This window comes from Clostridioides sp. GD02367, from assembly GCF_045900275.1.
In the GTDB taxonomy this organism is placed as follows: Bacteria; Bacillota; Clostridia; order Peptostreptococcales; family Peptostreptococcaceae; genus Clostridioides; species Clostridioides difficile_A.
Map to the genome: position 1 here is coordinate 55278 of NZ_JBJODK010000018.1, position 18524 is coordinate 73801.

16 protein-coding genes are annotated in these 18524 nt (G+C 27.0%); 15 read left to right on the top strand and 1 reads right to left on the bottom strand.

The features are described from left to right. Window positions 1-80 precede the first annotated feature (80 nt). Complete coding sequence (locus Q3223_RS18240; protein ID WP_054270573.1) at window positions 81-1457, top strand: NCS2 family permease; 1377 nt, start codon at window positions 81-83, stop codon at window positions 1455-1457. 94 nt (window positions 1458-1551) lie between these two features. On the opposite strand, the gene Q3223_RS18245 is transcribed toward Q3223_RS18240, so the two are convergent. Then, window positions 1552-2697 (bottom strand): DEAD/DEAH box helicase, encoded by a 1146-nt coding sequence (locus tag Q3223_RS18245; protein ID WP_407812343.1) that lies wholly within the window; start codon window positions 2695-2697, stop codon window positions 1552-1554. Window positions 2698-2951: 254 nt separating this feature from the next. On the opposite strand from Q3223_RS18245, the gene Q3223_RS18250 reads away from it, so the two are divergent. From Q3223_RS18250 to Q3223_RS18315, 14 genes are all read left to right on the top strand, one after another. After that, a complete protein-coding gene (locus tag Q3223_RS18250) occupies window positions 2952-3659 on the top strand; it encodes an ABC transporter ATP-binding protein (protein WP_054270571.1) in 708 nt (235 codons plus the stop codon). A 46-nt stretch (window positions 3660-3705) separates the two neighbouring features. Beyond that, complete coding sequence (locus Q3223_RS18255) at window positions 3706-5301, top strand: putative ABC transporter permease subunit (RefSeq protein WP_407812344.1); 1596 nt, start codon at window positions 3706-3708, stop codon at window positions 5299-5301. 103 nt (window positions 5302-5404) lie between these two features. Next, window positions 5405-6487: a lysylphosphatidylglycerol synthase transmembrane domain-containing protein gene (locus Q3223_RS18260; RefSeq protein WP_074179659.1), complete on the top strand. Its 1083-nt coding sequence runs from the start codon at window positions 5405-5407 to the stop codon at window positions 6485-6487. A 148-nt stretch (window positions 6488-6635) separates the two neighbouring features. Further along, entirely contained in the window at window positions 6636-6797 is a 162-nt protein-coding gene (locus Q3223_RS18265) for a hypothetical protein (protein ID WP_054270568.1), read from the top strand. Window positions 6798-7143: 346 nt separating this feature from the next. Continuing rightward, window positions 7144-8412: a sodium:proton antiporter gene (locus Q3223_RS18270; RefSeq protein ID WP_054270567.1), complete on the top strand. Its 1269-nt coding sequence runs from the start codon at window positions 7144-7146 to the stop codon at window positions 8410-8412. Between the two features lie 192 nt (window positions 8413-8604). Further along, on the top strand, window positions 8605-9393 hold the full coding sequence (locus Q3223_RS18275) for an FAD binding domain-containing protein (RefSeq protein WP_223195792.1): 789 nt from the start codon (window positions 8605-8607) through the stop codon (window positions 9391-9393). Next, a complete protein-coding gene (locus tag Q3223_RS18280) occupies window positions 9393-9842 on the top strand; it encodes a (2Fe-2S)-binding protein (RefSeq protein WP_054270565.1) in 450 nt (149 codons plus the stop codon). Before Q3223_RS18275 ends, Q3223_RS18280 begins: the two co-directional genes overlap by 1 nt. A gap of 3 nt (window positions 9843-9845) precedes the next feature. After that, window positions 9846-12110 (top strand): xanthine dehydrogenase family protein molybdopterin-binding subunit, encoded by a 2265-nt coding sequence (locus tag Q3223_RS18285; protein ID WP_054270564.1) that lies wholly within the window; start codon window positions 9846-9848, stop codon window positions 12108-12110. Between the two features lie 140 nt (window positions 12111-12250). Continuing rightward, entirely contained in the window at window positions 12251-12559 is a 309-nt protein-coding gene (locus Q3223_RS18290; protein WP_054270563.1) for a hypothetical protein, read from the top strand. A gap of 283 nt (window positions 12560-12842) precedes the next feature. Next, window positions 12843-13343: a QueT transporter family protein gene (locus Q3223_RS18295; protein ID WP_231300693.1), complete on the top strand. Its 501-nt coding sequence runs from the start codon at window positions 12843-12845 to the stop codon at window positions 13341-13343. Window positions 13344-13400: 57 nt separating this feature from the next. Next, window positions 13401-14378, top strand: coding sequence for a YafY family protein (locus Q3223_RS18300; RefSeq protein WP_074179661.1), 978 nt, complete (start codon window positions 13401-13403; stop codon window positions 14376-14378). Between the two features lie 49 nt (window positions 14379-14427). Continuing rightward, a complete protein-coding gene (locus Q3223_RS18305) occupies window positions 14428-15150 on the top strand; it encodes a cell division protein (RefSeq protein WP_231300691.1) in 723 nt (240 codons plus the stop codon). A gap of 27 nt (window positions 15151-15177) precedes the next feature. Further along, window positions 15178-17112 (top strand): McrB family protein, encoded by a 1935-nt coding sequence (locus tag Q3223_RS18310; protein WP_407812345.1) that lies wholly within the window; start codon window positions 15178-15180, stop codon window positions 17110-17112. Beyond that, complete coding sequence (locus Q3223_RS18315; RefSeq protein WP_223195796.1) at window positions 17105-18373, top strand: McrC family protein; 1269 nt, start codon at window positions 17105-17107, stop codon at window positions 18371-18373. The genes Q3223_RS18310 and Q3223_RS18315 overlap by 8 nt, the downstream gene beginning before the upstream one ends. Window positions 18374-18524 lie beyond the last annotated feature (151 nt).

The window sequence follows — 18524 nt, forward strand, 5'->3', positions numbered from 1 at the left end:
TTAACTGAATTATGAAGGATACGGCTCAGCTTATCAATTACTGTGTCGTTTTTTTGTAAAATTTAATAGGAGGTGTTGTTATGCAAACAACAAACAGTAGTACCATGCAGAAACTTTTTCCAATCTTGACTAATAAAAATGTTGATATGAAAAAAGAAGTCATTGCAGGAGTAACTACTTTTTTAACTATGGCTTATATAATAGCTGTAAATCCAAATATTTTATCTGAGACAGGTATGCCAGCTGGTGCACTTGTTACAGGGACATGTTTAGCAGCAGCATTTGGATGTATTTTAATGGGTGTAGTTGCAAATCTTCCTTTTGCTTTGGCATCAGGTATGGGTCTTAATGCATTTTTTGCATACACAGTAGTTTTACAAATGGGTGTTCCTTGGGAAGTGGCTCTTACAGCAGTATTTGTAGAAGGTATTATTTTTATAGTTTTATCAGTAAGTGGAGTTCGTGAGGCTGTTGTAAATGCAATACCAAAAAATATGAAATTAGCTGTTACAGGTGGTATTGGTATATTTATTGCACTTATAGGTTTAGTAAATAGCGGAATTGTTATTGGAGATCAAGCTACTCTTATCAAAATGGGTAGATTTACACCAGCAGTAATAATAACTTGTATAGGATTAATAATTATTGCTGTATTAGATAAAAAAAGAGTTAAAGGTTCTATACTTTTTGGAATAGTAGTAAGTTCATTACTTGCTTGGGGATTTGCTTTTATGAATCCAGAGTATGCACAAAAACTAGGGATATATTTACCTGGTGGAGTATTTAAATTTGAAAGTTTAGCACCAATAGCAGGTAAAATAGATTTAGGATATGTATTACATCCAACGAATATAGGTGGATTTTTAGTAGTAGTTTGCACATTTTTATTTGTTGATTTCTTTGATACAGTTGGTACATTAGTAGGTGTTTGTTCTAAAGCAAACATGCTAGATGAAAAAGGAAATGTTCCTAATGTAGGAAGAGCTTTACTTACAGACGCAGTTGCAACTACAGTAGGTGCAGGACTTGGAGTGTCTACAGTTACAACTTATGTTGAAAGTTCAACAGGAGTTATTGCAGGTGGAAGAACTGGATGGACAGCAGTTACAGTTGGGATTTTATTCTTAGCTGCAATGTTTTTCTCTCCTGTATTTATAGCAATTCCATCATGTGCTACGGCACCAGCTTTAATATATGTTGGATATTTAATGCTTGGTACAGTTAAGGATATAGAGTTTGACAATATAACTGAAGGTGTTCCAGCATTTGTTACTATTGCTTGTATGGCATTAACTTATAGTATAGGTGATGGTTTAACTTTAGGTATATTAACTTATGTTTTCGTAAATGTATTTTACAATATATTTGGAACTAAAAAAGCAGAAGATAAGAAGCATGTTTCTATAGTAATGATTGTCTTGGCTATATTATTTATAATAAAACTTTGGCTTTTATAATGAATATTATTTAAAAAATTAATTTAATAAAATAAAGAGCTGTAATTTCTAACATGTTTTAATGAGAAATTACAGCTCTTTTGTATTTGTTAAATTATTTAACTGTATCTATTAGCTTTCCGTTTTGTAAAGTTTTAGGCACAATTGTTATATTAAATTCTTTTTGTAAATCCTTTATAACATCTAATTCTTGTTTTGTTACTATTGAGATTGTGTTACCATCTCGATTCCCTCTAGCAGTTCGGCCGCATCTATGCAAGTATTCATTTTTACTTTTTGGAAAATCTAAATTAAAAACATGACTTACATCTACTATATCTAGTCCACGAGCAGATAAATCAGTTGTAATTAAAATTTTTGCTTTTCCAAGTTTAAATTTATTTATTGCATTTTTTCTATCTTCTTTTGCCATGTTTCCAAAGATTCCAATTGCCTTATAATTATGATAATTTAGTTTTGATACTAGGACTTCTATATTTTTTTCGTTGTTTACAAATACAATTGCTCTTTTTGGATTTGTGGCAGCTAATGTTTTTCTAAGAAAATTAAATTTATCCCTTATTTCACCTAATAAATATGAGTGATTTATATTAGGATTTATTTGTGACTTTTCTTTCGTTTTTATTATTTCAAATTCTTTCATAATTTTATCACAAATTTTTATAGTATTATCAGTAAGGCTTGCAGAACATCCTATAATCTGTCTATCCCTTAATGTAGTTCTTATTATATCTTCTATACAAGTTATATTTTTTCCATTCAATAGATTGTCTACTTCATCTAAGACGATAGTTTTTATATTATGTGATTTTAATTTCTTTTGTTTTATTAAGTCTAAAACTCTTCCACAAGAACCAATTACTATATGTGGTTTTATTGTTTTTATGTTTTTTATTTGCTTTTGTATATTTACTTCCCCAATTAAAGCTAAAGAAGTTAAAGGAATTTCTGAGTTTTTAGCTAATAATTCAACTTGGTTTGTAATCTGCATTACTAGTTCATGTGTAGGTGCAAGTATAAGCGCTTGTGTCTCTCTTTTTGATGTATCAATTTTTTCACATATAGGTAGAAGATATGCCAGTGTTTTTCCTGTTCCAGTCTGAGAATTAATCAATAAATCTTTATTTTGTATTATATTTTCTATAGCAAGTGACTGAACTTCTGTTGGAGAAGTTATGTCTTGTTTTTTAAGCCCATCTATCAAAGTAGAACTTATTTTTAATTGTTCAAATGTATTCATGTTTTGCTCCTTCTATTTAATCATTAATATTATTATAGTCAACTATTTTTTATTATACATTGTTTAAGCAAATCGAACTATATATTCTTTTATAATTATGTGTAATTTAGAAGTAAATATAATTTATATTTCCATATTTCTAATGGTTTTGTATTTTCTAAACTTTAAAAATAAACAAATAAAAGTTGTAATTATTTGATAGTTGTTATATATTATATATAACAACTATCAAAACTATAATATGGAGGAAAATTATGTTAAAGGTAATCAATGTATCTAAATCATATAAAAATAAGAAAGTAGTAAATAATATTTCATTTGATGTAAATGATGGAGAGCTTTTTGGTTTTATAGGTCATAATGGTGCAGGTAAAACTACTACTATTAAGGCAATTGTTGGGATACACGATTTTGAAGAGGGAGAGGTGCTTGTAAATTCTAAGTCGATAAAAAAACAACCTGTTGAATGTAAAAAAGAAATGGCATATATACCTGATAATCCGGATTTATATGAATCATTAACTGGTGTACAATATCTTAATTTTATAGCAGACATATTTGAAGTTGATAAAAATAAAAGAGAAGAGTTAATAAAATATTATTCGAATAAGTTTGAACTTAATAAAGCATTAGGAGATTTAATATCTTCATATTCACATGGTATGAAACAAAAATTAGCCATAATTTCAGCTTTAATACATAATCCAAAAATTTTAATTCTTGATGAACCTTTTGTAGGTCTTGACCCAAAGGCATCGTTTATATTGAAAGAGATTATGAAAGAATTCTGTGCAAAAGGTGGTTGTATATTTTTCTCAACACATGTTTTAGAAGTTGCCGAAAAAATTTGTGATAAGATTGCCATAATAAAGGATGGAAATATAATTGCTTATGGAAGCACAGAAGAAGTTAAAGGAAGTAATTCACTTGAAAGTATTTTTTTGGAGTTAATAGAAAAATAAATTGTTTTTTATACAATATAGTGTCTAAAGTGAGGAATGATAAAACATGAACAATCTAAGTATATTAATAAAAACTAATATAATAAATGAATTTAAATTGAATACTTTAAAAAAAGCAGATGGAAGAGAAAAACAAAAAATAATGGGAATGGTATTTTCAATTATTATTATAGCAGGGTTGCTAATTTTTTATGTAACTAGCTTAAGTCTTTCTCTAGTTGATATTTTGAAACAGATAAATCAAATGGAAATGTTACTGATATTTGGGTTTGGACTGTCAACATTAACAACCATCGTTACATCATTATACAAAACTTCATCATATCTATTTCAAGCAAAAGATTTAGATCTCTTGACTAGTTTACCTATAAAAGAATCTACTATACTAGCAAGTAAAATATTGATGTTGATTGGAACAAACTATTTATTTTCTTCAGTATGTATGATTATACCAGCAGTAGTTTATTTTTTTAATTCTGATGTAAGTATAGCTTATTTTCCTTATTTAATATTATTATTTTTAGCTTTGCCTCTATTACCAATAGTTGCATCATCAATAATTTTTTTATTTATAGGGCAGATATCATCAAAAATAAAATATAAAAATTTAGTATTAATCATAGGTAGTGTAATATTGCTTTTACTTTATACTCTATTTATGTCAAGACTGAATTCTATATCAGCTGAAATGTTAAAGAATAGTGTATCTATTTCAGAAACTATTAGAAAAATATATCCACCTACATATTATTTTGTTGATGCTCTTAAAACAGGAAGTATAATTTCTTTTTTAGCATTTATATCAATATCAATAATACCATTTTTTATGTTTATAACTTTATTTGCTAAAAGATTTAAAAATATAAATTCTAAAATGCGTGAAAGTTATAAGTCAAAAAGTTATGAGTTTAAGAGTCAAAAAATTTCAAGACCATCAAAAGCTCTATTAAAAAAGGAGTTTAAAAGATATTCTTCTTCATTCATTTACTTTTTAAATTCATCTGTTGGTCTGTTATTTCTAATAGTAGGTACAATTTTAATATTACTATTTGGGGCAGATAAAATGGCTGAATTGCTAAAAATGAATATTGATTTTAATCTCATAAAAATACAGTTATTAGGAGTGTTCTTCTTTATAATGGTAATGAATTGTACAACATATTGTTCGATTTCTTTTGAAGGAAAAAATTTATGGATATTAAAATCTTCTCCAATAGATGAGAAAGAAATATTCTGGTCAAAAATATTGATGAATTTTTTATTGAATGCACCATTATCTATTTTGTGTTTGATATTAGTGTCTATAAAATTAGATTTTGAAGTCCAATTTATTATTGTATCAATTTGTTTACTTACAACTTTTTCAATGTTTGTAGCTTTGATGGGGTTATTAACAAATCTATTATATCCAAATCTTGATTGGAAAAATGAAGTTGCAGTTGTAAAGAGAAGTGCAAGTATGATAGTTACAATGTTAGCATCATTAATATATATAGTTGTACTTGGAGGTATATATATATTAATGGGAATTTCATTTTTAAATATGTATATTGTTTTAGCAAGTGTGCTTACATTAATACTAGATTTTATGATATGGAGAATTATTTCTACTAAAGGAGTAAAAATTTTTAAAAGTTTATAGATGTATTTGTGTCAAATAGAGACTTATTTTTTTTAGTATTGCAAAGAATATGTTAAGTAGTATACTATGATATAGTGATATGAAAAAATTTAGGAGAAAATAAATGAGAAAACTATCCAAAAAAGAAAAAGATTTTATTCAATATGGATTTTTGCTATTTTTGATATGTATTACTACTTATTTAGTGTTAACCACTTTAGATATAAAAATGATACCTAAAATTATAAGAATGGTAAATAAGGCTTATATATTCTTTGGAATATTAATAATACTAGTATATATGCTAATTGAAGCTATTGTAACTCATTTGATAATAAATGCAGTTCAGAAAACAAAAGTAAAATTTATTGGTATAAAAATGGCTACAATGGGATTTTACTATAACTTAGTTACTCCATTTGCATCTGGGAGTCAACCAATGCAAATATATGCACTTACAAAATATGATGTTAGCCTTAGCAAATCAGTAGCTATAGTTACTAACAAGACAGTGGTGTTTCAAAGTACAGTTACCATGTTTTGTGGAATTTTAATTTTACTAAATAAGCCGTTATTAATGCAACAAATACATTCTGTTAGAGTTTTGATAACGGTCGGGATGATTATGAATGTAAGTATGTTGTTAGGTGGACTACTAATAGTATTTAGTCCAAAACAAGTAAAAATGGTAGCAGAAATTTTGATTAATTTTTTATCTAAATTTAAGACATTTAAATTCTTAGATTCAAAACGTGATAGAGTAAATCATTATATTGATGATTATAATTACTCTATAAAAATATTTATTAAAAATGTGAGAGTTTTAGTTTTAAGTATATTACTTACTGTGTTGCAACTAATAGCGTATTTTAGTATAGTCTATTGTGTGTATAAAGCTTCAAATCTAAAAGGAGTATCCTACATACATATAATGACACTACAAGTGTTTTTGTATATGGCAATATCGCCAGTACCAACACCGGGAAATGTTGGAGCGAATGAAGTTACATTCTTTACTATGTTTTCAAAAATAATTCCCAAAGAGTTATTAGGGTATTCAGTACTATTATATAGTGGATTTGTATACTATTTTATATTAATAATCTCGGGGATGTTTACGTTTAGGACACATTATACCTTAAATAATTGGAAAAAAGAAGAAGAAGTAAGTTCTAATTTAGAGGAAGTTATTGAAAAATTTAATTAGTAAAATAATTAGGGAAATTCTAGATACGAATATAGTGTTAAATAAGCTATATTATATTGAGAAATTTCCCTTTTTTGATTAAAACTATAGAAATTTGAAATAATAAGTAATAAATAGAAAAATTTATATTGTTTTGAAAGGATAAAATATGAAAAAAGATAAAAAAGATAAAAATAGAAGTAATATTTTTAGTACGAAAAAAAATCTTCATAACAAGCTTGAAATTGCTGAAGAATTACATCCAAGTAAAAATATAGGAAGTATGCTTGGATATAGGATAGATAAGAAAAAAATGAATAAACCAAGTTAATGAAAATGTTGAAAATAGTACGTTTTAAAAAAAATATATAATGAAATGTTTTATTGTTAAATTTAAAGTTATTTTAATAAGAAAAAAAGTCGAAAAATATCTAAAAAAGATATATGTATAGATAGTATTAATATATATATATTATAAACTTGACAAAATCAACCTTTTAATAACTGGTAAAAAATATTAAAATTATAGAAGCGTTATTTAATTATCAAAAATGAAGGTTAAGTTGCAGGAAGGAAAAAATATGATTGATAACATTTATTTGTGTGCTATAATTATATAGTAAAACGAATAAATGAGTATGTCATATAATGCATGCATATTGGGAGGAGAGACTGACATGGAATCATCTATACACACAATTGCCAGTAATAATTTATTGGTGATTTTTGCTGTTGTAAGTATAACTGGAATAATTTGTAGCAAGCTTAGCGAAATATTGAAAGTTCCTGATGTTGTACTATTTTTACTTGTAGGAATTCTAATAGGACCATCATTTTTAAAATTTATAGATATTCGCGGATTTCAAATAGAAAATCAATTAATACTTACATTTGGTTCTGCATTTATCTTATACTTAGGTGGAAAAGAAATAAGTTTAAAAGTGTTGAGAAATGTAAAGATATCTGTATTCTTACTAGCTACTTTAGGAGTTGTGATATCTGCTTTTATAATGCAACAAGTAATAAGCTTTGCTTTTGGAATAAGTGCAATGACTGCTTTACTAGCAGGAACTATAATAGCATCAACAGACCCAGCTACTCTTGTACCTATATTTAATCAAGTAAAAATAAAGGATAGAGTAAAACAAACTGTAATAAGTGAATCAGCTTTTAATGATGCAACAGGAGCTATATTAACATCAGCAGTGTTAGCTGTAATTTTATCAAATAAATTTTCATTAAGTGAAAATATTTATGAATTAGGGACAATGGTTATTGTCGGAGTTGTGATTGGTTTAATTACAGGAATACTGCTTTTGAAATTGGTTAATGATAAACCATATGGAATATTCAAAGATTTTGCACCAATAATATCTGTTATTTCAGTTGTTGTTGCATATGAATTATCTACAAAGTTAGGTGGAAGTGGATACATGTCTTGCTTTATTGTAGGTATAATAACTGGTAATAAGAAAAACTTTAGAATTTGGTTAAGTCAAAAATCTTATGATGCAGATTTCTATGTTGCTGAAACTTTAGGTACTATTTGTCGTATGGCAATATTTATAATATTAGGTAGCCAAGTTAACTTAGCTCAATTAGGCCAATATTTTGTACCATCTGTAATTACAGTACTAGTATTAATGTTTATAGCAAGACCACTTTGTGTTTTAGTTTGTACACTTGTGGATAGAGAAGCAAAATGGAGTAAAAATGAAATGTTATTTATGATGTGGGTAAGGGAAACTGGAGTAATACCAGCTGCACTTTGTGGTATCATTTCAGCAATGAAAGTTCCTGGATACGAAGTAATTTCATCAGTAGTATTTATGACTATACTAATAACGTTAGTAATACAAGGAAGTACTACAAAATTGGTAGCTAAAAAACTTGGATTATTAGAAGAAGAAGTGATAAATATAAGTGAAAAAGTATCAACTTTTTAAAATTTCACTTTAAATAATACATAATAATGGCTATTTTAAAATTATCTAATGATAATTGTTGAAATAGTCATTTTTTATGTAGAAGTAATTTACAGAATTTACATATTGGATATATTTATTATCAAAATTTGTTGAAGCTATGATATAATTAGTTGTATTTAAAATAAGAATAGCAAATAAGGGAGGAAATTTATGTTTACGGTTATGGATATTGTACAGCCAGATACAGTAGAAGAAGCGTACTCAATTTTAAATAAAAGAAAAACTAATCAAGTGATTGGTGGAAGTGCTTTTTTAAGAATGGGGAAAAAAAGAATAGGTACAGGGATAGAATTATCTAATTTAAACTTAGACTATATAAAAGAAGATGAAGATTATATTGAGATTGGCTCTATGACTACTTTTAGAACTTTAGAGACAAGTCAAATAGTCAAAAAAAATTTTGGAGATATAATAGAAGATTCAGTTAAAGATATAATAGGAATTCAGTTTAGAAATGTAGTAACAGTTGGAGCTACAGTATTCTCTAAATATGGTTTTTCTGACTTGATAGTAGCATTGCTTTCATTAGACACAGAAGTAGAATTATATAAAGCTGGAAGGATTAGTCTGGAAGAGTTTCTTAATAGAGAGTATGAGAAAGATTTACTAATTAAGGTATATATAAAGAAAACAAATAAAAATGCTTCTTATAAATCACTAAGAAATGCAAAGAGTGATTATCCTCTCCTAAATGTATCTGTATCAAAACACATGGGAAAATTTAAATTATGTGTAGGTGCAAGACCTCAAAAAGCTACGATTGCGAAACAAGCTAGTGAATTCCTATCTAATAATGAAGTTAATGAAGTTAATATAGATAAAGCAATAGAAATTGCGTCAGAAGAATTAACTTTTGGTTCTAATATGAGAGCATCTAGGGATTATAGAAAAGCTATGAGTAAAGTACTTTTAAAAAGAGCTATAATGGAGGTTATTTAATGTTAGTGAAACTTAATATAAATGGAAAGAAAAAAAGTGTAGATATAGAGCCAGAAGAATATTTAGTTGACACTTTAAGGAAAGTTGGTAATTTAAGTGTAAAAAGAGGTTGTGACACAGGATGTTGTGGTCTCTGTACAGTTTTAATTGATAAGAAACCTACATTATCTTGTGCAACATTGACATTGAGAGCTTTAAATAAAGAAATAACTACAATTGAAGGTTTAGAAGATGAAGTTAGAGAGTTTAGCGAAGTTTTGGTAAAAGAAGGTGCTGAGCAGTGCGGATTCTGTTCTCCTGGTTTTATACTTACTGTACTTGCAATGAAAGATGAGCTTGAAAATCCTACAGATGAAGAAATAAAACATTATCTGACAGGAAATCTATGCAGATGTACAGGATATATGGGACAGTTAAGAGCTATCAAAACTTATCTGGAGGTAAAGTAGAACATGAATATAGTTGGAAAAGGAATCAAAAAAATAGATGGAATGAGTATTACAACAGGTAAACCTGTGTATACAGATGATTTATCAGCAAAAGATGCTTTGGTGGTAAAGATACTTAGAAGTCCTCATGCTTATGCAAAAATAAAAGATATAGATACATCAAAGGCAGAAATGGTTGATGGTGTTGAATGTGTTTTAACATATAAAGATGTACCAAAATCTAGATTTACACTTGCTGGTCAAACATATCCAGAACCATCTCCATATGATAGATTAATTCTTGAAGATGTTGTTAGGTATGTAGGTGATGAAGTAGCTATAGTTGCTGCTGTGGATGAAAAAACAGCAATTAAGGCAATGAATCTTATCAAGGTAAAGTATGAAGTACTTACTCCTGTTTTGGATTTTGAAAAAGCAATAGGGAATAAAGTTGTAGTTCATGATGAGGATAGACATTGTAACTTTGACATAGGTATGCAGAGAGAAAATAATATAGTATCACATCATGATTATACTAAAGGTGATATGGACAAAGTACTAAGCAATTGTGATATAGTAATTGAAGAAACTTATTATACTCAAGCACAAGCGCACGCAATGATGGAGACATATAGAGCATACAATTATTTAGACCACACTGGTAGATTGGTTGTAGTAAGTTCAACTCAAATACCATTTCACGTTAAAAGACATTTGTCTCGTGCATTAGAGCTACCAGCTAGTAAAATTAGAGTCATAAAACCTAGAATTGGTGGTGGATTTGGCGGAAAACAAACTGCATGTGTGGAGATTTTCTCAGCAATTGTAACTTTAAAAACAGGTAAACCAGCTAAAATAATTTATGATAGAAAAGAAACTTTTAATTGTTCAACAAGTAGACATGCGATGAGATTGAAGGTTAGACTAGGTGCTACTAATGATGGAATAATAAAAGCTATAGATATAAATGCACTTTCTGATACAGGTGCATATGGAGAGCATGCCTCTACAACTATTGGTTTGGTTGGAGAAAAAACTTTACCAATGTATAATAAAGTTGAAGCAACAAGATTCATTGCAGATGTAGTATATACTAATAAAATGCCAGCAGGAGCACTTAGAGGTTATGGAGCTTCTCAAGGATGCTTTGCTGTTGAATCAACTATAAATATGCTTGCTGATAAATTAAAAATGGACCCAACAGATTTAAGGTTAAAAAACGTAGTAACACAAGGTGAGACTACATTTGCATATGGAAAAACTTTAAATAGTGTGGATTTAGTAAAATGTATAAATAAGGGTAAAGAGCTTATTGGATGGGATGAAAAATATCCTTGTAAACATCTTGAGAATGGAAAGGTTAGAAGTGTTGGTATGGGAATTACTATGCAAGGTTCTGGTATACAAGGTCTTGACAAGTCTTCAGCTGAAATTAAATTGAATGACTGTGGAGATTATACACTTATGATAGGTTCTACTGATATGGGTACAGGAAGTGACACAATCCTAGCCCAAATGGCTGCTGAAGTACTTGAAACGAGTATCGAAAATATAACAGTCATATCGGCTGATACTGACTTAGTTCCATATGACCCAGGTTCATATGCTTCAAGTACTACTTATGTAACAGGTATGGCAGTAGTTAAAGCTGCTCAAGACTTAAGAGCAAAAATAATTTCTGCTGGAGCTACTAAACTAGGTGTTGATATAGATGAAGTAGAATTTGATGGTGTAAACTTAACTAGTAAAAAAGGTAGCACATTATTATTTGATATAGCAGTGGATTCTACAATTGGGCCTGACACTAATCAATTGATAGGTCTTGCTTCTCATGGTAGTCCAGTATCACCACCACCTTTTATAGCTGGTTTTGCAGAAACTGAAATAGATAAAGAAACTGGGAAGGTTGATTTAGTAAATTATGTGGCTATAGTAGACTGTGGAACAGTTATAAATAAAAATCTAGCTAAGATACAAGTTGAAGGTGGAATTGTTCAAGGGATTGGAATGGCCTTATTTGAAGAAGTTAGATACACAGAAAAAGGTAGTATGGATACGAATACATTTATGCAATATAAGATTCCGGCTAGATGTGATATTGGAAATGTAGAAGTAGATTTTGTTGAAACTTATGAACCAACAGGGCCATTTGGTGCTAAGTCAGTTGGAGAAGTTGTTATAAATACACCTTTGCCAGCTGTACAAGAAGCTGTATTTAATGGGGTTGGCGTGAGAATAAATACACTTCCTATTACACCTGAAAAAGTATTCATGGCAATGAATAAATAATTATTTATGAAGATTTTAGACTAGTTTTACATGTTAAACAACCAGTTATGTCATACCTGTTGAAAGATATTTAATAAGTAGTTATTATAATATTATGAATTTTACTTATAAAATATAAAATTAACTAAGGGGATGATGTTTTGGCTGGAAATCTAAATAACATAAGAGCAGTAAATAATTTTAGAGGAGATAAAAACATTTTAGAATGTTTAGTCAGCTTTGAGGGTCGTTCGATAAGTCAGAGAAAAGTAAGAGTGTTCTTTAAAGAAAAACAAAATCAAATAGAAATTGACTTTGCAGAAGAGGAAATTTCTAAACTTGTTGAAAATGTAGTTTTAAATACATCATATCAAGAAATGTTGTATGATGAGATAGAAAAACAACTAGAAATTGATTGCATAGGTACTTGGATGATATTATCTAAATTAAAAGATAGCAGAGTTCATTGATTTTGACATAAATTATTAGAGCCTAATTTTAAGGCTCTTTTTTAATGTTTTTATAGAATAATAGAAAATTAAATTTGAATTTGTATACGATAATTATAACATATATTTAAAATATAGATATTTGAGTTTATATGTATCATATTGTATAATATAAATTGAATTAATAAAATAGTTCGTTAAAATAATTTGTTTATATAAAATAACTGTTTAAGTTTATAGAATTTGTATAAAATAAAGTTATATCATTAATTTTTAGCAATAAAATTTTTACTAGGAGACAGATATGAGAAGAAAGAGTATTAATATAGCATTAACAGCGGTTGTTACAGCAATTTATGCTGTTTTAACTCTGTCATTGGGATTTATAAGTTATGGACCAATACAATTTAGAATAGCAGAGATTATGATGCTCTTAGCATTTTTAGATAAAGGATACATAATAGGTCTTACATTAGGATGCTTTTTAGCAAATGTTATAGGACCATATGGTGTACCTGATATAGTATTTGGGACATTAGCTACATTTATAAGTGGGAGTTTGATTTATTTTACTAGAAAGATAGGTGGACAAAGTAAAGGTACACTGATTATAGCTTCTATATGGCCAACTATCGTAAATGCAGTTGTAGTTGGATTGATGTTAAACATATTTTTTGGACTTCCTTTGATTTTATCTATGATACAGGTAGGTTTTGGAGAATTTGTGGTTGTGACAGTAGTTGGAGTACCATTTTTCAGTTTCTTAATGAAAAAATACAAGAAGGTCATCGATATTAAATTTTAAAAAATAAATTATCATTTCATAGATTAAGATTAGTATTAATAATAAGGGGGATTTTATTTGTCAAAGATAAAAAGATTAACTGATGTTTGGACATATATTAATGATAAACAGAAGTTTACAATTAAAGAGTTGTCAGAAGAGTTTAATCTTTCGACTAAGACTATTCAACGATACTTGACAGAATTAAATGAAATGGGACTTCCAATTCAGACAGAGAAGGGTAGGAATGGAGGATATAGGGTTTTAAATAATAGTTATATACCTCCTGTTGTATTTACAGAAATAGAAGTCATGTCCATCTTCTTTGCTCTTAAGTCACTTCAAATTTATAGGTCGATGTTAATAGATAAAGAAATTGATTCTATAATAAGAAAAATAAGTTATGAGCGTAAAAGCAGTATAAAAGAAGGAATAGATAATATAAAAAGTTATATTGAGTTTATACCTAATGAAGGAATGTATAAAAGTAGTGATATAGTTGAAATTTTTAGAGCTTCATCAGAGTCTTGTATTTTAAATATTAAATATAAGTCTGGAAATCAATTACAGGAAAAAAATGTATGTCCTATAGGTATATTTTTAAAGAAGTGTGTGTGGTTTACACCTGTGTATGATTATGAGAGTGATAAGATTATATTAATTTGTATGGAAAATGTAATTGAATTTAAAAGGATAGGAAATAGCAAAAAGAAAAATATAAGTTTGAAAGAGTGGATAGACACAGTATATATGGAAGCATATGAAAATATGCAATTTGCTAAGGAATTTGATGAAAATACTAAACTATGTGTACTATTGACTGAAGAAGGTGTATTGAAACTAAAGAATGATTCTTATGATTTAGATATAAAGATGAATGAAGATGGAAGTGGTATAATTGATACATTTATAAAGCATGATGAAATAGATTGGTATGTATCTACTTTATTTTCAATAGGACAAGAGGCAAGGGTAGTAGAGCCGAAATTTATAAATAAGTTGCTTTATGACAAGGCTAAAGAGTTAAAATATTTTTTTGAAGAAAATATGTTATAATATTTAAAAATGTTAAAACTAAATAATCATTAAGGAGAAATGTATTATAATGGAAGATTTTAATAAGAATGCTAAGATAATTGGTATTGGGGCTGAAGGCATCAATATAATAAATGAAATAGAAGAAAAAATAAAAGAAAATATAGACATAGAAAGAATCAATGTAAATCAAGAAGTTGAGAAAGAATATGTAAGAAGTCTTTTAGACGGAGTAGACATATTATTTTTAGCCTATTCAACTGAAGATAAACAAAGTAGAGAAATTATAAAAGCTATTTCATATATGTCAAATGAAAGAAGAATTTTATCTATAGGAATGAATTGTTCTGATAAGGAAAATAAAGAAGATTTGGAACTTGGAAGAGAATTTAAAATCAATAGAGATAGTATTTTTAAATTTGTTGATTTGATGAATATTATGATAGAGTCTATTTCAGATTCTTGTATGATAAATATAGATATAACTGACTTAAAAGAAGCGATTATAGGAGATAAAGGAATTAAGTATTCTTTTGAAGAATTTGAAGATACAAAAGAATATAGTAAAATGGCTAACACTTTATTTGAGAGAATGGAATATCTTGGTGAAGAATTTGTAAATAAAAAAGGCATTGTATTTGTTGAAGGAAATATGGATTTTTCTCTAGTAGAATTGAATGATTTAATAAATAATATTCAAAGTAAGATAGAAGAAAAATATGAAGTGATATTCTCTTTATACTTAAAAGAAAATTTAGGTGGAAAGATTAAAGTTGCTTTATTGTATAATTAGCATATTTTAGATATTAAGGAGAAAGATATGTCTGAAAATATAAGGATTGCAGAGTATTGGTTAATGGAAGAATTTTTTTATCAAGAAACAGATACACAACAAGTTTTTAGAGAAGAAAGTATAATTGCACTTGGTTTTGATATAAAAATAAATCTAAAAAAAGTATTCAATATGGGAAAAAAATCAGAAAAATATATCAATGAGAACTGTAATGACAAAGATTTTATAAAAAAGTTTATGTCAATTAAAAAAGGAGATTATTTTTTATATAAGGCATATCAAAATATAGAAGAAAAAATTAAATGTAGTGTATCTATTGGTATAGTTGATGAAAGTTTTGAAGATGGTTATGAATTAAGTCATATTTTGGGGCATACATTGCCAGTGAAATGGATGCACAACTTTGATACAGTTTCAAGTTGTAAAGTATATACAAGTGAGTTTTATAAATTAAGTAATAATGATATTAGTTCATATTTAGAAATCATTAAGTTACAAGATAAGAAATCATTGAGAAAAATGATAGAAGAAAGTGACAATAATAAATGGTATCTAAAAAACTATTATTATAAAAATGTAGATGAATGTATAGACAATGAAGAATTATTTATTCAACCGACTAACCTAGAGCAATTAGAATATCTTAAAAACATAAATACAGATGATTATATTTTGTTATATAATAGTGAGAAAGTAATCTGTGAAAATGACCATACAATGAAGAGTGTATTTGGTGTATGTCAAGTTATGGAAGGCTTCGATATAGAAAAAATAAGTATCTTAGAGGGAGGATATTTTTTACCTGTTAAGTGGATAGAGTATGAAAAAGAGAATATAGATGGAAATGCTTGGGTCGTATTTGAAAATAATAGTCTAGTTGAGAAGTATATAAAAAGGTTTACTAATAAAATGCCTTTAAATACTATACTTTATGGTCCACCAGGAACTGGTAAAACATATAATGCAAAACAAGAAGTTTGTAATTTGATAAATGGAACTAGTTTAAAAGATAGAGATTACATAAGTAATACAAATTATAAAAATAATGTAGAATTTTGTACGTTTCATCAATCATATGGATATGAGGAATTTATAGAAGGACTAAAGTCTGATGGTGAAGGTAATTTTAAGCCAGAGGATGGAATATTAAAAGATATATCTATAGAAGCATGTTATGATGCATTGAAGTTTGAAAAAAAGTTGAATCTTGAGTTGGAAAAAGAGTATTTGACTTTAGAAGAGATAAAAACTAGAAAAAAGAAGTTGATATTAGAAAATATAGAATCTAGTGACAGTTTTAATTTTGAAGAATCAGAAAACTATGTTTTAATAATAGATGAAATCAATAGAGGAAATATATCTAAAATATTTGGTGAGTTAATAACATTACTTGAAGAAGATAAAAGACTCACTAAATCAAATCAAACTATTGTAAAATTACCATACTCAAAAGAAAAATTTTCTTTACCTCCCAATTTGTATATAGTTGGAACTATGAATACGTCAGATAAATCAATAGCACTCTTAGATATAGCTTTGAGAAGAAGATTTAATTTTGAAGAAATTATGCCAGATTATGATTTATTGCCTATTGTAGATGGTATAGATATTAAAAATATGCTATATACAATTAATAAAAGGATAGAGTTTTTATATGATAGAGACCATGTAATTGGACAAGCTTACTTACTTGATGTAGATAATATTGATGATATAGTGTCAGTATTTAGAAGTAAAATAATACCACTTCTTCAAGAGTATTTTTATTATGATTCAGAAAAAGTAGGTCTTATTTTAGGTGGTATAGGGAAAGATGAAAAAGATAAATATATTGTTTATAAAGAAGAACTTATAGCTTCTGAATTATTTAAAAAAAATAATACTTCTGTGATTGAAAATAAAGTTAACTATTGTATAAAGCGAAACATATCTAGTGAGGAGTTAAAAAATATATATGAGTAAAAATATATATGTTAAAGAAACTTATGAATGGATAAGGGTTGGTAATGGTGAAAATGAGCTTACAGAAATTGAATATGAAAAATTGCTTAAATATATAGATAATAATAATGATGTATTAAAGAGCAATATAATAGATATTAAGTATAAAAAACTTAGATTCATAAACTATGTAGGTGTTATATGTTTTGAAAATGTAATACTTGAAGTGCTTCCAAAACTGTCACTAAGTGATAATCTTGCAAAAGATAGAGAAATGTTATTACAGATGCTTTCTATATGTAATAAAATTCCACTTATAATGAATGAAAGCATAAGATTAAGTTTGAAAAATTATAATCTTTTAAATTTCTTTGTTATGTATTTTATTGAAAATATGCAAACACAAATTAAAAGAGGCATTCACTTTGAATATATAAATAAAATAGAAAATTCAAATGTTATAAGAGGTAAAATATTGTTGAGTACATACGCAAGAGAAAGAGGAATTTCTCCAGTGAAAATAAAATGTGAGTATGATGAATATAGTGAAAATAATTTCTTGAATCAAGTTCTTAAAAAGGCATGTATATCTATTTTATATAGAATAAATGATAATTTAATTCAAAGTAAGATTAAAAAAATTTTAAGCTATTTTCAAAATGTAGACTTAATTTATGTAGACAAAGAAAAACTATTAGATTATAAATTTTATAAAAACAATGATAGATTTAAAGACTGTTACTTACTAGCTAGACTCATACTTTTAAATTTATCGATGGATAATAGTCAAAATAATCAAGAAGCATTTTCTATATTATTTGAAATAAATACTTTATATGAAGAATATATAGGTGTCTTAATAAAAAATATATGGGACAATTCATCTAGAGAAACTTATATACAAGATAAGAGTAAATTTCTCTTAAAAAATGAACAAACAGGAAAGAAAAATTTTAATTTAAGACCAGATATAGTATTATACGATTTAAAAAATGAATATGAAATTATAATTGATACAAAATGGAAAGCTATTGAAGTAGATTCAAATGTTTTTTATAGGTCAAGTGATATATATCAGATGTATGCATACATAACAACCTATGAAAATGCAAAAAGATGCATATTGTTATATCCTTGTATTCAAAAGGATAAAAATTATAGTTCTTGGAAATTATCAGAATCATTTAAAGGTAAATTTATAGAAGCAAAAACTGTGAGATTAGATGATGTGAAAAATACAAAAGATGATTTGAAAAAAATAATTTTTAATTATAAATTTTAGAAATAAGAATTATAAAAATAATAAAAATACTTTAAAAAAAGGTAAATATAACTCTATATGTATAGAAAAATTTCTGATGTATAGAAAAAAATTTATAAAAATCTTAAATTTAAAATTTTGAAAAGCATTTATATGTAAAGTGTGGCATCGC

Bases quoted from the DNA above. Each gene is read 5' to 3' on its own strand.
- Q3223_RS18270 (WP_054270567.1), top strand. From the start codon at position 7,144: ATGGAATCATCTATACACACAATTGCCAGTAATAATTTATTGGTGATT.
- Q3223_RS18280 (WP_054270565.1), top strand. From the start codon at position 9,393: ATGTTAGTGAAACTTAATATAAATGGAAAGAAAAAAAGTGTAGATATA.
- Q3223_RS18255 (WP_407812344.1), top strand. From the start codon at position 3,706: ATGAACAATCTAAGTATATTAATAAAAACTAATATAATAAATGAATTT.
- Q3223_RS18285 (WP_054270564.1), top strand. From the start codon at position 9,846: ATGAATATAGTTGGAAAAGGAATCAAAAAAATAGATGGAATGAGTATT.
- Q3223_RS18245 (WP_407812343.1), bottom strand. From the start codon at position 2,697: ATGAATACATTTGAACAATTAAAAATAAGTTCTACTTTGATAGATGGG.
- Q3223_RS18295 (WP_231300693.1), top strand. From the start codon at position 12,843: ATGAGAAGAAAGAGTATTAATATAGCATTAACAGCGGTTGTTACAGCA.
- Q3223_RS18310 (WP_407812345.1), top strand. From the start codon at position 15,178: ATGTCTGAAAATATAAGGATTGCAGAGTATTGGTTAATGGAAGAATTT.
- Q3223_RS18240 (WP_054270573.1), top strand. From the start codon at position 81: ATGCAAACAACAAACAGTAGTACCATGCAGAAACTTTTTCCAATCTTG.
- Q3223_RS18305 (WP_231300691.1), top strand. From the start codon at position 14,428: ATGGAAGATTTTAATAAGAATGCTAAGATAATTGGTATTGGGGCTGAA.
- Q3223_RS18275 (WP_223195792.1), top strand. From the start codon at position 8,605: ATGTTTACGGTTATGGATATTGTACAGCCAGATACAGTAGAAGAAGCG.
- Q3223_RS18315 (WP_223195796.1), top strand. From the start codon at position 17,105: ATGAGTAAAAATATATATGTTAAAGAAACTTATGAATGGATAAGGGTT.
- Q3223_RS18250 (WP_054270571.1), top strand. From the start codon at position 2,952: ATGTTAAAGGTAATCAATGTATCTAAATCATATAAAAATAAGAAAGTA.
- Q3223_RS18265 (WP_054270568.1), top strand. From the start codon at position 6,636: ATGAAAAAAGATAAAAAAGATAAAAATAGAAGTAATATTTTTAGTACG.
- Q3223_RS18260 (WP_074179659.1), top strand. From the start codon at position 5,405: ATGAGAAAACTATCCAAAAAAGAAAAAGATTTTATTCAATATGGATTT.